Annotated in this window: 10 protein-coding genes; all 10 read left to right on the top strand. The window is 36.7% G+C overall.

Annotated features, from left to right (window positions below; genetic code table 11):
• Positions 1–27: 27 nt before the first annotated feature.
• The 10 genes from REB14_RS07880 to polA all read left to right on the top strand — a co-directional run bounded on the left by REB14_RS07880 (position 28) and on the right by polA (position 14,283).
• Positions 28–699 carry a hypothetical protein gene (locus tag REB14_RS07880; RefSeq protein ID WP_079240683.1) on the top strand — a complete coding sequence of 224 codons (672 nt, stop codon included), beginning with the start codon at positions 28–30 and terminating at the stop codon, positions 697–699.
• Between the two features lie 258 nt (positions 700–957).
• Complete coding sequence (locus REB14_RS07875) at positions 958–3,453, top strand: ATP-dependent Clp protease ATP-binding subunit (protein WP_079240684.1); 2,496 nt, start codon at positions 958–960, stop codon at positions 3,451–3,453.
• A 64-nt stretch (positions 3,454–3,517) separates the two neighbouring features.
• The gene (locus REB14_RS07870; protein WP_309521917.1) at positions 3,518–4,381 is read left to right on the top strand and encodes a lytic transglycosylase domain-containing protein; all 864 of its coding nucleotides are present in this window, start codon (positions 3,518–3,520) and stop codon (positions 4,379–4,381) included.
• 350 nt (positions 4,382–4,731) lie between these two features.
• Entirely contained in the window at positions 4,732–5,145 is a 414-nt protein-coding gene (gene tssD, locus REB14_RS07865; protein ID WP_047429480.1) for a type VI secretion system tube protein TssD, read from the top strand.
• 206 nt (positions 5,146–5,351) lie between these two features.
• Positions 5,352–7,520: a type VI secretion system Vgr family protein gene (locus tag REB14_RS07860; protein ID WP_079240685.1), complete on the top strand. Its 2,169-nt coding sequence runs from the start codon at positions 5,352–5,354 to the stop codon at positions 7,518–7,520.
• 4 nt (positions 7,521–7,524) lie between these two features.
• Positions 7,525–8,577, top strand: coding sequence for a LysM peptidoglycan-binding domain-containing protein (locus REB14_RS07855; protein WP_079240686.1), 1,053 nt, complete (start codon positions 7,525–7,527; stop codon positions 8,575–8,577).
• A gap of 15 nt (positions 8,578–8,592) precedes the next feature.
• Positions 8,593–9,129: a hypothetical protein gene (locus REB14_RS07850; RefSeq protein ID WP_309521916.1), complete on the top strand. Its 537-nt coding sequence runs from the start codon at positions 8,593–8,595 to the stop codon at positions 9,127–9,129.
• A 73-nt stretch (positions 9,130–9,202) separates the two neighbouring features.
• Positions 9,203–10,513, top strand: coding sequence for a hypothetical protein (locus REB14_RS07845; protein WP_079240688.1), 1,311 nt, complete (start codon positions 9,203–9,205; stop codon positions 10,511–10,513).
• A gap of 356 nt (positions 10,514–10,869) precedes the next feature.
• Positions 10,870–11,283, top strand: a complete 414-nt coding sequence (gene tssD, locus REB14_RS07840) for a type VI secretion system tube protein TssD (RefSeq protein WP_034697132.1) — start codon at positions 10,870–10,872, stop codon at positions 11,281–11,283.
• A 165-nt stretch (positions 11,284–11,448) separates the two neighbouring features.
• Positions 11,449–14,283: a DNA polymerase I gene (gene polA, locus REB14_RS07835; protein WP_309521915.1), complete on the top strand. Its 2,835-nt coding sequence runs from the start codon at positions 11,449–11,451 to the stop codon at positions 14,281–14,283.
• The last annotated feature ends 58 nt before the right edge of the window (positions 14,284–14,341 follow it).

Raw genomic sequence — 14,341 nt, 5'->3', positions numbered from 1 at the left:
CATATTATTCAATTAAACAATTTGTCAATGAACAAAATCACAGATCACCTGAAATATTTGTCCAAACTGTCTGCAGTATTCATATTCAACGTGTTGAAAATTTACTCAATTGGAGCCATTTCAACAATTATTGTACTCGTCCTGGGAATCTATATTTTATCAGAAAAGCTGGGGCCGTCTTTAGGGCACAGTGGTGCTGGAGGATTTTTGATAACCACTATTACTGCTCAACCTGTTTCAGCGAGTATTTTCTATCTGCTGATTATTATAGCTCCGATTTTTACTGTAATTTTTGCCACAAAATATGCAATGTCTGTAGTGATCAATAAACTGCTGCAGGATCATTCCAAAACCATTGTAACTCCGTTTATAGATAAGGTTATCAGTACATTTAAAGCCAAACAGCCTACGGTAATCCGGACCAGTGCAGATTTTGCTATTGCAAAAGTTAAACTGTTGAATGAATTCAGAACCAGCTCTGAAAACAGAATATTGAAAAAAATATTAGGATATGCTTTAAATAAAATCAAATTTGATGAACTGAACTTAGCACAGGAAAATGCTGACTTTTCAGAAATTATTAAGACCACATTGATTGAAAAATTATACGAATTGGCAGAACCTTCAGCCATGCTGTTCTATATCTACATAGGACTTCAATGGTTCAGTCTGATTTTATTATATTTTTTGAATATTTAAAAGAAAACGGAGTAAAGAACAACAATGGGTCATTAAATGATAGTCACGTAATCATGCTTTAAAACAAAAAAATACAGTGGCTACTTCTCTAATTGAAGAATTAACTATCTTTATATCATTTAGAATAAAATAGCTAATTTTAGCTGCACAAAAAGAATAAGTTTTGATTCTTTGAAAAAAGAGATGAAAAACATACTTTAAAATCATCAAATCGTAAGCACAACAGAACGCAAATATATTAATATAAGAAAATTATAAATGGGAGTACTAGTAACCAACGAAACAGTAAAGCAACTATTTCACATTGCTCAGTCGATAGCGAAGGAAAATTATAATGGAACTTATGGAGGGCCACACATCCTGCAGGCTTTAATGCATAAAGATATCGGACTTAATGAATTCCTGAAAAGTATAGATAAAGATCCAGGCTATTTCTACGAATGGGCAGATGTCCGTATTGAAGAATATCCAAAAACCAACCACCTTCCTGATGAGGTAGGGCAGGATGATGCTATAGACACCCTTATAGAAGAAGCAGATGATATCCGTTTAAAATTAGGACTGGATGAGATCACTCCCATCTGTATTCTTACCGCCATTGTAAAGCCACAGGTGGTATTCTCACTTCAGCAGCTGAAATCACTTCCGCTGAGAGAACATGAGATATTCAATCTCTATAGAAAAGATACTCCGTTTACCGTTTCAGAAGATGGAAATTTTTCATCATTATTTTCAAATGGTGCAGATTATTCAGACTCTTCATTTCCTTCCATTAAAAGCTACTGCGTAGACAGAACAGCACAAGCAAGAAAAGGAGAAATCGAAAATATCATCGGTAGAGATAAAGAATTAAGAATGTTGGTGGAAATTCTTTGTCGAAGAAGCAAACCGAATGTAATCATTATCGGAGAGCCGGGAGTAGGAAAAACAGCTTTGGTAGAAGGTTTCGCTACAGAAATTATTAAAGGAAATGTTCCTGAAATGCTTAAAAACGGTACTCTTTTAGAACTGGATACCGGAGCACTATTGGCAGGAACTTCTTATAAAGGCGAAATTGAAGACCGCCTGAAAAAAGTAATCAATGAATGCAAGAAAATTGAAAAAGCCATTCTTTTCATTGACGAAATTCATACCCTTTTAGATCCGAAAGGAAGCATCGGAAACGTTGCCAATCTTCTGAAACCTGAGCTTGCCAGAGGCGAAATTACCGTAATTGGAGCTACCACTCAGGAAGAATATAGAAAAATTATAGAGCCGGAACAGGCTTTCAACCGTCGTTTTGAAGTGTTAACGGTGAATGAACCAGACGAGAAAACCTGTGTCAAAATGATCGATGTACTCCTTGAAGGGTACAAAAAACATCACGGAATTGAAGTTGAAAAAACAGCTCTTCCCGAATGTGTACGTCTGGCAAAAAGATATGCAAAAGGCAAAAAATTGCCGGATGCGGCTATTGACTTGTTAGACAGAACAATGGCAGCCATCAAAATGCTGGATGAATTATCAGAAAAAGAACTGGACAGCTGGAAAGAAAGCTATGATGCGATTTTAACAGAAGAATATGCTGACAGCAAAGATAAAGCGGATGAACTGATCTGGACTTACAACCTGCTAAGAGATAAAATAAGTCCAATTTTATGGGGATCACTCAGTGAGCAGCCATCTATTGACAACTCTATGCCTGTAGATCAGATTCAGAAAATTATTGAAGATACTTACGCAGAACTTTTACAGCATGCTGCCAAGAAAAGAGAAAAAGTGGACAGGCTGGAACTGGCAGCTGTAATGGCCGCTAAAACCAATATTCCAATCGGGAAAATCCAGGCTCAGGAAAAAGAAAAACTCCTGAATATGGAATCTCTTCTATTGAACAGAGTCGTAGGACAGGATCATGCACTAAAAATCCTTTCCGATGCTATTGTTGAAAACCGAAGCGGATTGAATAAACCAGGACAGCCAATCGGGTCTTTCTTCCTTCTGGGGCCTACCGGAACCGGTAAAACAGAGCTGGCAAAATCTATGGCGGAACTGCTTTTCAATGATGAAAAGGCAATGGTACGCTTTGATATGTCAGAATTTAAAGAAGAACATTCCGCAGCATTGCTATACGGAGCGCCTCCGGGATACGTAGGATATGAAGAAGGAGGGATGCTTGTTAATAAAATCAGACAACAGCCTTATACCGTTGTGTTATTTGACGAGATTGAAAAGGCCCACCATTCCGTTTTTGATGTATTCCTTCAGATTATGGATGAAGGAAAAGTTCATGATAAATTAGGTAAAGAAGGAGATTTCAGCAATGCATTGATCCTGTTTACCTCCAATATCGGAAGTGAAGAAATTGTAAAACAGTTTGAAGAAGGAAAGATTCCTGAATCATCTTCACTCATGCAGATTATGTCAAACTCCGGACGATTCAGACCTGAGTTCCTGGCAAGAATTACAGAGATTATTCCTTTTGCACCGATCACAGAATCCATTGCAGAAAGAATCTTCAATATTCAGCTGAAATCACTTCATACTTCATTAACAAGATTGGGAATTGCTTTAAAAATTACTGATGAGGCTGTGAAAAACCTTGCATTAGGAGGATTTAGCAGTAAGTATGGCGCAAGACAGATCTCCGGAGTCATCCGTGCTCAGCTTGCAAGACCAATCTCCAAAATGATTGTGAGAGAAGAAGTGAAATCCGGCCAGACGATTCATGTAGATTGGAATAAAGACGAAGAAAAATTAAGCTGGAACGTAGATTAAATGTAAAGTAAAAAGGCAAATTTGCTATCCACTTTTGCTTTTTTTGCTTATAAATAAAATTAAAATGAAAACAATTGTCAGAAATATCTTTACAGGTTTTCTATTATTAGGATCCGTTATCATGATCAACGGACAGTTTCTTGCCGCCTCCGATACTTCGGAAAGCAGTGTGAAAAAGTATAAAGGTATTATTAATGCCAATAAGGATCTTGTAGAATTTATTGAACAATTACTCCTTCAGAAAGGTCTTCCCAAGCATTTGAGAAATCTCGCCCTGATTGAGTCCCATTTTGACAGAAATATTACATCAGGCGCCGGAGCAGTAGGGATCTGGCAGTTTATGACTGCACATGCCAATCAGTATGGACTTACAGAACAGGGACGTACAGACATTTATAAAAGTACTAAAACCGCTACTATTTCCTTAAGTAATCTTTATAAAAAGTATAATAATTGGGTGACCGTGGTAGCAGCCTATAACTGTGGTGAAGGAAATATTGCCAAAGCAATGGAAGCTGCAGGTTCTACTCAATATCATGTGTTTTACAAATATCTTCCGGAAGAAACCATTAATCATGTGAAGAAATATCTTAATGCATGCTATGCAACAGGAGAACTTCAGAGTGTATTGAACAATTATAATTCTGCAAGGCTCAACAAGATTTTCTTTGAGGGAGATCGTAAAGAGACTGCTGCAGCACTTTCAGAAACAGAGATCAATGCCGGATTCAATCTGAACGTTGTTGCTGCTGAATTGAATGTAGAAGTAGATAAAATCCTTGCCTGGAATCCGGGAATTGTGGAAGAACTCCAGAAAAAAGGAGAAAGCCCTTTCTACCTTCCTGTAGATCTGATGCCAGATTTTCTTCTGAGAAAAAATAAAATATTGGTTCGTTCCATCAAAGAAGGTGGAAAGACCCAACAATAAAATATACTATCCAATAAATAATAAAAAAGCAACCCATAAAACGGTTGCTTTTTTATTGAATAATATGTTAAAAACATGCCAATGTTTTATTAATAAAATCTTAATATTTCTCACTGATGTGGATAATTATTGTTTTTGTTGTTAGTTTTCAGTTAATTAAAACCCTTTATTGGTGGTGTTTTTAATGAGGTTGTTAAATCAATTGTCGTAGAATTACTACAAGAAATCGTAGAACTACTACAAATTTTCAGATTTATATTCAAAAGTTTTTTTTAGCGAAAAAGAGCCTCTATATTTGCTAACACAATCACCACATCACAAAATATTACTAACGATTAAATTTACTAATCATGGCCGAAAGAAATTCAAGAGGAATCTTAAAATTCAACAACGGAGAAGGACAGAAGCTGTTAAAAATGAATTACAGCGTTTCCAGATCTACAGACGTTTCAGGACGTGTAGCATCAGATCCTTCTAATGCATTGATCAAAGTAACAGTAGAAGCTACTGAAAAATCAGACATCCTTGAAAGCTTGTTAAACGGTAAGTACAAGCCAACAGTAGGGGAAATCACTTTCAACAAATCTCACGAAGAGGGAACACTGATTACTTTGAAATGGGAGAACGGATATGTGATCCAACACGAAGTAGATTTCGACGCAATAGACAGCAACAGTATGCTGATCAGCTTCGTAATCAGTGCTGAAACCATTGACTATGGTACTGCTCAATTCGCTGGGCTATGGCCTTCAGCAGGTAAATAAGCCTATTCATCATCTTAGTAAAAATAAAATTGGTACAGAACAGTACGCTCATTCGGGTATACTGTTCTGTTTTTCCGTTTAAAAGAATTTCGAAAATCATTTTTCAAAAAGAAAATGATAGAAGCACAAGTGATTCATCAATGTCATATTTTCTATGCTGTAAGTATCAGCAGTTTATTTACAATTTAATATAAATACAAAACGCTATGTTTCAGGATGATAAAAAAATTAAAGTAGCAAACCCGAAAAACGAGATAAATACGGGCAAACAACAGCTGAAAAGTACATTACCTGAGAATGTTACCAAAAAAGCAGAAGGAAAATTGAATAAGGCAGATGAAAAAGTAAAAAAGGTAGCAAAAGCAGGACAACAAAGTTTAAATGCTGCTCAAGGTGCAGATATGTTTATGAACCAAACTTTTGTACCGAACAATCCTTCTATTGTTGATAATAAAGTGTGGGCGAAACAGCCAACTTCAAAAATACACAATGCTGAAGCTATTGCTCAAAGTGTTATTGCAGGAATCAATCGTGTGGTAAAGCTGGAGGTTGTTATTGAAGGACAAATTATCAAACATTTTAAACATTTCAAACTTATCCAGAGCGCAGCAAAACATCATGAATTCAATCTAATGCTGGCTCACGATACTCTTGGCAATGCAGAAAACCACAATCTTGAAGAAGCTCAAAGCTTTTTAGGAAAAAGAATTACTGTTGTATTTAAATATAAAGATGTAGAAAAAGGCGCTGAACGTAATTTTGTGGGAGTCATTACAGAAGTAGGCTTTAGTCAGGAAAAGGGAAGCCTAGGAAATATCGTTCTTAAAGGTTTTAGTCCGACAGTACTTTTGGATGCCGCTCCGCATATTCAGAGTTTTGGAGGTGGGCAGCCGGTTAGTCTGAACAGTATTGCTGATCAGGTGATCCGTGAAGGGCTGGGACAAAATAAATTCGACTTCAGAATTGATGCCCAGCATGGAAATGTGGCCTACAGTTCACAGTACGAAGAAACCCATTATAATTATCTGGCAAGAATGGCTGAGGCCTATGGTGAGCAGTTTTATTATGATGGTGAAGTATTACATTTTGGAAAACTTCCACCCCAGGAAAAACCTGTTAAGCTTACCTATGGAAGCAGCGTAAGTGATATCGCTGTTAAAATGAAGGCACAGCACGTCAACCCTACATTTTATGGCTATAACAGCAGTAAAAATGAAAAACTGACCACCGGAAGTTCGAAGATCAGCCATACCTCAGATATTGCAAGACGAGCCTACGAAATATCAGAAAAAACATTCACCACACCTTCTTTGAGAGTAGCCCCAATAAAAGCAACCTCTTTTATGGACATTGATGCCTCACAGAAAGGAACTGCAGGAAGTAAGGCCTCGGAAGTATTTATTACTTCGGGGACAACTACTGTTCCTTTTTTATACCCGGGATGTACAGCAGATATTGAAATGCGGAAATCTTCAACAAATGAAACTTCCTATTTTACCAAGCTGATGATTATTGAAGTAACCCATGAAGTAGATGCAAGAGGTTACTACGACGGTAAATTTGAAGCGATTGCAGCAGACACAGGTTTCATACCACGTCCTGAATTTGAAACTCCAAGAGCTGAGGCTCAGTTTGCAAAAGTAATTTCCAATACAGATCCTATGAATCAGGGAAGAGTTCAGGTACAGTTTGACTGGCAAAACGGGCCAGACAGTACAGAATTTATCCGTGTAATGTCTCCGGATGCAGGAAGCAGTGATAAAGTCAATAAAAATAGAGGCTTTATGTCAGTTCCCGAAGTTGGAGATCAGGTAATTGTCAATTTTGTACATCAACATCCTGACCGTCCTTTCGTAATGGGAGGAATGTTTCATGGTAATGTCGGAGCCGGAGGTGGCGCCGGAAATAATGTCATGAGCTTTAGTGGTAGAAGTGGTGCAGAATTAAAATATGATAACGGAGCCGGATCGATGAATCTTAAAGATCAGGGCGGTGCCAATATGTTCTTTGACGGATCTGGAAATGTAATACATAATGCCAATAACAACAGTACTAAAACTATTGGTAATGATAAAACAGATAAGATAGGAAACAATAAAAAACTGGAAGTAGGCTGTGATCATATTTCAGACGTAGGCAATACCCATAAAGTTTCAGTAGGTAAAGATCAGAGTGTATTTACAATGGATAATGCCGGAGTGATTGATTTAACCGGAGCTCAGAAAATTACCATTAAAGTGGGAAATAGCGAGATTGTCATTACCGGCACTAAGGTTTCTATTAAAAGTGATGAAATCGACATCAACGGAGGCGGTGCAACAGCTAATTTTAAAGGTTTGACAAAAATAACGGGATCACAGGTAGATATCAATTAACAGGATGGATTTTATAAAATACGAGATTAAAAAAGGTGATACCTTAGAATCTCTTGCAGAGAAGCAAGGGACATCGGTTAAAGAACTTATCAATTTCCATAACCTGTATTGTGGAACAACAAATTTTATTATTGGAGAAAAATTGCCTATTCATCTGCAATATCTTTTTTTAGAAAAGAAAACGGGTGAAGAAATCAATAAGGCAATAGAAGACAGAAAATTTCCCCAAAAAGCAAGATACAGATGCGAACAGTTCAATACTACAAAGGTTGAAGACAGAATCACGTTCCATTGCAATACAAAAAAGGAATACATTGTTGAAAAAGATGCAGCCAACACAAAAGCTAAAGTTAAGCTTAAAGAATATCTGTATAAAATAAATCCCGAAAATATGGCTCTTGCTATAGAAGCTGTTAAAGAACTGGAATTTGATAAAGAAAACGTAATTTTCGATTTAAATCATGACCATACCATAAAAGAAGTAGAGAATTTTCCTCAGATAAAAGAAAAATGGGAACTTTTTAAGCCCAAATTAAAAGCATCAGAATTTTACAGACAAGTCGAAAAAATCAATGCAAAAGCAGCGGAAGATATTATTACAGGTGGTGGTCTTGAATTTGAGAGCGAAGCCAATCTGAGAAAGACCTATGACAAGTCTCTTCTGTATCATGTATTGTTCAATGATTATGATGCCCGTAAAAAAAAGAAACAAAATGATGTTTTAAAGTTTATTTCACAGATATTTGTCAATATCCCCATAGAACTGGAATTGCAGCATACCATTATAAAAGAAGATGATTATTTTATAGAATTCAGAACAGTGGGAACACTTGTAAAAGATAAAATAGATAATTCTTTGCTGGAAGAACAATACAATAAGTTTTATAAACCTATTATCGAGTATGGTTTCAGTGAATATAATTATGATTACAGAATCAGAAGAATGGTAGATAAAAAAACAGGAACTATTGTGAATGCTTCGGCATTAATGAAAGAAGAAGTGAAAAATAATTATCAGTTTGTCACCCAGTTTGATCTAAAACAAATTGAATATTAAAAGTAATTTTTAAGTATGGCCGAAAATAAAGTGTTTACATTCAATAACGTTTTGCCTTATCATATAGCCAGGACTCTTCTGGTTATTATACCCTGTCTGGTTTTCTATGGAGCATTGTATTATTTTCTCTTTAAAGGAGTATTCAGACTTTCATTCGTTATGTTTTTTTTCCTTTTTTATTTTGGAACCTGTTATCTGATCCTGAAAGCAATTTCTGTGAAGTTGAAGATCTGGTTTGATGAAAACTATTTTTATATCCAGAAGGGAAACCAGACTCCTGAAAAATATTCCAAGACAGATATTGAAGGATTTTACGCTTATGATTATGAAACGAAAGCACCCTCATTACAAAGTTCAAAAATATACTTCAGATTCTGCTTGAAAAATAAGACAGACATTTACTTAAATGATGTTGAATACAAAAACAAATATGAAGAAGAAAAAGGGAACGAACTTAAAAAATTTCTGATATCGGCTCAGAAAGAATTCCATTTTTCCAAAACAGAAAAGAAAAGTCTTCAGAATGTTTACTGGTATTCACAATACAATTAAGGCATATAACTCTGAAAATTTAAAAGACAAATTCACTATTTACAGGATGTTTTAATCAATAAAATGTAACATTATGAGTGCTTCCTATATACCCAAAGATGTTTACACAGTGTGTACATTTCAAACCGATTCAGAACCAAGACAATTAATTCCTACAAGAGAACCTATTACTGTTTTCTACGGATCAGATAAAACACGTCCTTTATTAACCATAGAAGATCGTAATATCAATAAGGAATTTCCCTGTAAAAGCCCTAAAAATGCAATGTGGGGATTTCTCTGCTTTGGAGCTGGCCTTATTGTAGGTGCACTTCTTGTGTTATCCGGCCCTATTGGCTGGGCGGCATTAGCTGTGGGAGTAGGAGTTCTCGCATGTGCAGGAGCAGCAGCCTATCATGCTACAAAAATTAACCATTTATGTACCGAATCTTTAGGAAAAGGAAGCTGGAAAATTGAACATGAAAAAGTAACATTTGATAAGTTTAGGGCTATCACCCAGAATTCTATTTTGGTTTGTGATACCGGAGGATTATTAAGTCCGATTTTCAGTTATTCAGTAGCCAAAAAGTATGCTCAGCAAATCGACAGCAATAATGGAAAAGAAATTATTCTCAATGCCGCTGCTTCTTTCTTCGGAGGAGCTGGGATCGTTATTGCAGGAGTAGAAATGGGAATTGGTAAGACACTATTGTGGATGGGGGGAACCATGGCAGTAATGAACGAAGGAAGTTATTGGGAAAGAGAAATAATCAGAAGCAACTCATTGGAAGATAATAGCCATTATCAGGATATGAATAATGAAGCAGATGAAAACAGCCGAATTCCCGGATATTTAAAAGATTTTCCGAAAAATGTGACAGGTATAACTCCTTCAGACCTTGCCAGTCCGGATATTCTGGAACTTAATGAAAAAGGTGGATTGGCAAGCAGAGACGGTAAAACCCCTATTTTCTTTAACGGAAAATGGTACGTTCAGGATTGGCAAAAAAATCTTATAGAAATAAAACAGGGTACAGCTTTATCTAAAGATTTGACAGCTTTAGAAGGCGTAGATTCCCGTGAAGTATGGAAGACACCTGAAGGAAAAGCTATTGTAGAAAATATCCGTAATGGCAAATATTCAGAATCCCTGGTTGCCACAGCAAAAGACGGTTTAGGAAGAGTACGCCCCCGAAACTTACCGAATTTAGCCAAAGAACTTCCCAGCATAAAAATGCAGAATATCAAAAATATTGGTAAACTTGGAGTAAAAGGTGGTGGATTTATCGGTTTCTTTTTCCCATTTATTGCTACGTATTTTTCTGAAGACTCAAGAAGAATATTAGCCAATGCAATGGCAGAAGATGCCGGAAACGGTATACATGTAATAGCAAATGATGCCTAAACTCAACCCATTTTTTTGATTTAAAAAAGATAAAATAACCAGACCTTAATAAGGTCTTTTTTTTTGTATATAAGTGAATTTTATGTGTTTTATTTCTCTTAATGGTGTAATAAGTTGGTGTTTGTTGATATTTTTCAATCCTTTTTAAAATATTTATTTACAGTATATTGTGTTTTATTTTAAATCTAATGTCGTAGAATTACGACACGAAATCGTAGAACTACTACATCAAATCGTACAATTACGACACTTTTTCAGATTTCCTTTCAATTGCTTTTTTTTCAAAACCAAGGAGGCTATCTTTGTTATATAATTATTGAATTACAATTTATTACTAACGATTAAAATTTACAATCATGGCAGAAAGAAATTCAAGAGGAATCTTAAAATTCAACAACGGTGAAGGACAGAAACTGTTAAAAATGAATTACAGTGTATCAAGATCTACAGACGTATCTGGACGTGTAGCATCAGATCCTTCTAACGCATTAATCAAGGTGACAGTAGAAGCTACTGAAAAATCAGACATCCTTGAAAGTTTATTAAATGGTAAATACAAGCCAACAGTAGGAGAAATCACTTTCAACAAATCTCACGAAGAAGGAACATTAATCACTTTGAAATGGGAGAACGGATATGTGATCCAACACGAAGTAGACTTCGACGCAGTAGACAGCAACAGTATGCTGATCAGCTTCGTAATCAGTGCTGAGACTATTGACTATGGTACTTCTCAGTACGCCGGACTATGGCCTTCTTCAGGTAAATAATCCCATAAACTTAAATAAAAAAGGAACAGTATGCCTTCGGGTATGCTGTTTTGTTTTTTTAACCCCATCTCGGACCCCTCGAACCCCGAATCTCTATTCCCAAAACCCTTCAACGGGCTACCAATTTTTACTCCTATTTTCTTATATTTGTTCATTATTCAAAATATGGACGCAACACACGATAAAAGGCTGTTTCTCATCGATGCTTATGCGATGATTTTCAGAGGATATTACGCACTAATCAGGAATCCGAGACTTACCAGCAAAGGACTGGATACTTCTGCCATCTTTGGGTTTACCAATTCTTTGATCGAATTGATCAGAAGAGAAAAACCTACTCACCTGGCAGTTGTTTTTGACGTAGGACAGGCCAGTGTAAGAACGGATGACTATTCAGATTACAAAGCCAATAGAAGTGAAACTCCTGAAGCGATCAAAATTGCGGTTCCATACATCCATAAAATTCTGGAAGCAATGCATATTCCGATTCTTGGAGTAGAAGGATATGAAGCCGATGATGTCATTGGAACTATTGCATGCAAAGCAGAAAAAGAAGGATATACCACTTTCATGGTGACGCCGGATAAGGATTTTGCACAGCTGGTTACGGATAAAATTAAAATTTATAAGCCAGGGTTAAAAGGTGGCGATATCGAAATTCTCGGAGTTGAAGAAGTAAAGGCAAAATATGAGATTGAAGACCCTAAACAGGTAATAGATTTCCTTGCCATGATGGGAGATGCAGTAGATAATATCCCTGGATTAGAAGGAGTAGGAGAGAAAACGGCTATGAAATTCCTGAAAGAATTCGGAAATATTGAAACGTTGCTTGCCAATACCGATAAGCTGAAAGGAAAGCTGAAAGAAAAAGTAGAAGCTTCAGCAGAACGTGGTATTATGTCTAAAAAACTGGCAACCATTATCTGTGATGCTCCCGTAGAATTCCATCAGGAACAATATGACCTGGAAACTCCGGATTTTGAAAAAGTAAAAGAAGTCTTTGATGAAATAGAATTCAGAAGACTATACGAAAATCTTTACAGGGCTTTTGCTCCTGCTGCTGTAGAAACAGTGGTTGTAAGCGAGGTAGAAGTAAAACAGACTCCGGCCGGAACCGAAGTAAAAGGACAGGTCATGCAGCTTGATCTTTTTGCCAATTTCGAAGAATTGGAACAGGCTACTTCAACAAAATCTACCATTGAGAACAACGATCACCTTTATCAGTATATAGACAATCCAAAAGCTCAGAAAAAACTGGTTGATAACTTATTACAGCAAAAAGTAGTTTGTTTTGATACGGAAACCACTTCATTGAATGAACTGGAAGCGGAACTGGTAGGAATGAGCTTCTCTTACAAGAAAGGATTGGCCTATTATATTCCACTTTCTGAAAACAGAGAAGAAGTGTTGCAGACCCTGGAGATTTTCAGACCGTTTTTCGAAAAAGAAGATCCGCTGAAAGTTGCTCACAATCTTAAATACGATTATAAAGTTTTAAAACAATACGACATCACCGTTAAAGGGGCAATGTTCGATACCATGATTGCCCACTACCTGCTGAATCCGGATGGAAGACACGGGATGGATTACCTTTCAGAAGTGTATCTGAACTATAAACCGGTATCTATTGAAACCATCATTGGAAAGAAAGGGAAAAAACAAGGCAGCTTCAGAGATGCAGATGTAAGAACACAGACGGATTATGCGGCAGAAGATGCAGATGTAACTTTTCAGCTGTATGAGCTTTTTGCTCCTCAATTAAAAAAGGAAAATCTTGAAGAGCTTTTCTTCAATATTGAAATGCCTCTGATGGAAGTACTGGCAAAAATGGAACTTTCGGGGATTTCTCTGGATGAAAAATGGCTGGCACAGGAAAGTATTGACCTTGAAAATGATCTGAAACAGCTGGAAACAAAGATTTTTGAACTTTCAGAAGAAGAATTCAATATGAACTCTCCAAAACAGTTGGGAGAGATTCTGTTTGAAAAAATGCAGCTGGATCCAAAAGCCAAAAAAACAAAGACAGGACAATATGCAACCTCAGAAGATGTTCTTCAAAAATTGAGTTCAAAACATGAGATCATCAAGCATATCCTGGAATACAGAACCTATCAGAAATTAAAATCAACCTATGTAGACGCTTTGCCTTCACAGATTGAGAAAAAAGATAACAGAGTACATACCAACTTTTCACAGACTACAGCCGCTACAGGCCGTTTGGCGAGTGTAAACCCGAACCTGCAGAATATTCCTATCCGAACGGTGAGAGGACAGCAGATTCGTGGAGCATTCGTTTCCGGAGAAGGGAAGAAGATTATTTCTGCCGATTATTCACAGATTGAACTTCGTTTGATTGCTGAGATTTCCGGAGAGAATAACATGATCAAAGCTTTCCAGGATGGAGAAGATATCCACGCTTCCACAGCAGCCAAACTTTTTAAAATTCCTTTGGCTGAGGTTTCAAAAACTCAGAGAAGTCAGGCTAAAACCGTAAACTTCGGGATCATCTACGGGCAAGGAGCTTTTGCGTTGGCAGAACAAACCGGATTATCCCGTACAGAAGCTAAACAAATGATCGAAGCTTATTTCGAAACCTATCCGAAATTGAAGGAATACATGGCAGAGCAGGTGAACAAAGCACGCCAGGTAGGATATGTGGAAACCATTTTAGGAAGAAAACGTCATTTGAAAGATATTAATTCCAATAATTTTGTGGTAAGAGGTCATGCAGAAAGAAATGCAGTGAATGCACCTGTTCAGGGAAGTGCAGCAGATGTTGTAAAGCTTGCCATGATTAAAATAGACAGAGAACTTGAAGAGCAACAGCTTAAAACAAAAATGCTGCTTCAAGTACATGACGAATTGGTGTTCGAGTCTCCGCTAGATGAGATTGATACCGCTTCAAAACTCATCAAAACTGAAATGGAAAGTGCCTTAAAAACACAGGTTCCGCTATTGGTAGAAATTGGAGTAGGAGATAACTGGTTAGAAGCGCATTAATAAATACGATTTATCCTTAATGAAATAAAAAACTTCCGTCTTTTAGGCGGAAGTTTTT

Source organism: Chryseobacterium metallicongregator, assembly GCF_031324065.1.
GTDB lineage: Bacteria > Bacteroidota > Bacteroidia > Flavobacteriales > Weeksellaceae > Chryseobacterium > Chryseobacterium metallicongregator.
The sequence above is the reverse complement of the archived record's forward strand: the minus strand, read 5'-3'. Positions and strand labels throughout refer to the sequence as shown.

Bases quoted from the DNA above. Each gene is read 5' to 3' on its own strand.
- REB14_RS07880 (WP_079240683.1), top strand. From the start codon at position 28: ATGAACAAAATCACAGATCACCTGAAATATTTGTCCAAACTGTCTGCA.
- REB14_RS07875 (WP_079240684.1), top strand. From the start codon at position 958: ATGGGAGTACTAGTAACCAACGAAACAGTAAAGCAACTATTTCACATT.
- REB14_RS07870 (WP_309521917.1), top strand. From the start codon at position 3,518: ATGAAAACAATTGTCAGAAATATCTTTACAGGTTTTCTATTATTAGGA.
- tssD (WP_047429480.1), top strand. From the start codon at position 4,732: ATGGCCGAAAGAAATTCAAGAGGAATCTTAAAATTCAACAACGGAGAA.
- REB14_RS07860 (WP_079240685.1), top strand. From the start codon at position 5,352: ATGTTTCAGGATGATAAAAAAATTAAAGTAGCAAACCCGAAAAACGAG.
- REB14_RS07855 (WP_079240686.1), top strand. From the start codon at position 7,525: ATGGATTTTATAAAATACGAGATTAAAAAAGGTGATACCTTAGAATCT.
- REB14_RS07850 (WP_309521916.1), top strand. From the start codon at position 8,593: ATGGCCGAAAATAAAGTGTTTACATTCAATAACGTTTTGCCTTATCAT.
- REB14_RS07845 (WP_079240688.1), top strand. From the start codon at position 9,203: ATGAGTGCTTCCTATATACCCAAAGATGTTTACACAGTGTGTACATTT.
- tssD (WP_034697132.1), top strand. From the start codon at position 10,870: ATGGCAGAAAGAAATTCAAGAGGAATCTTAAAATTCAACAACGGTGAA.
- polA (WP_309521915.1), top strand. From the start codon at position 11,449: ATGGACGCAACACACGATAAAAGGCTGTTTCTCATCGATGCTTATGCG.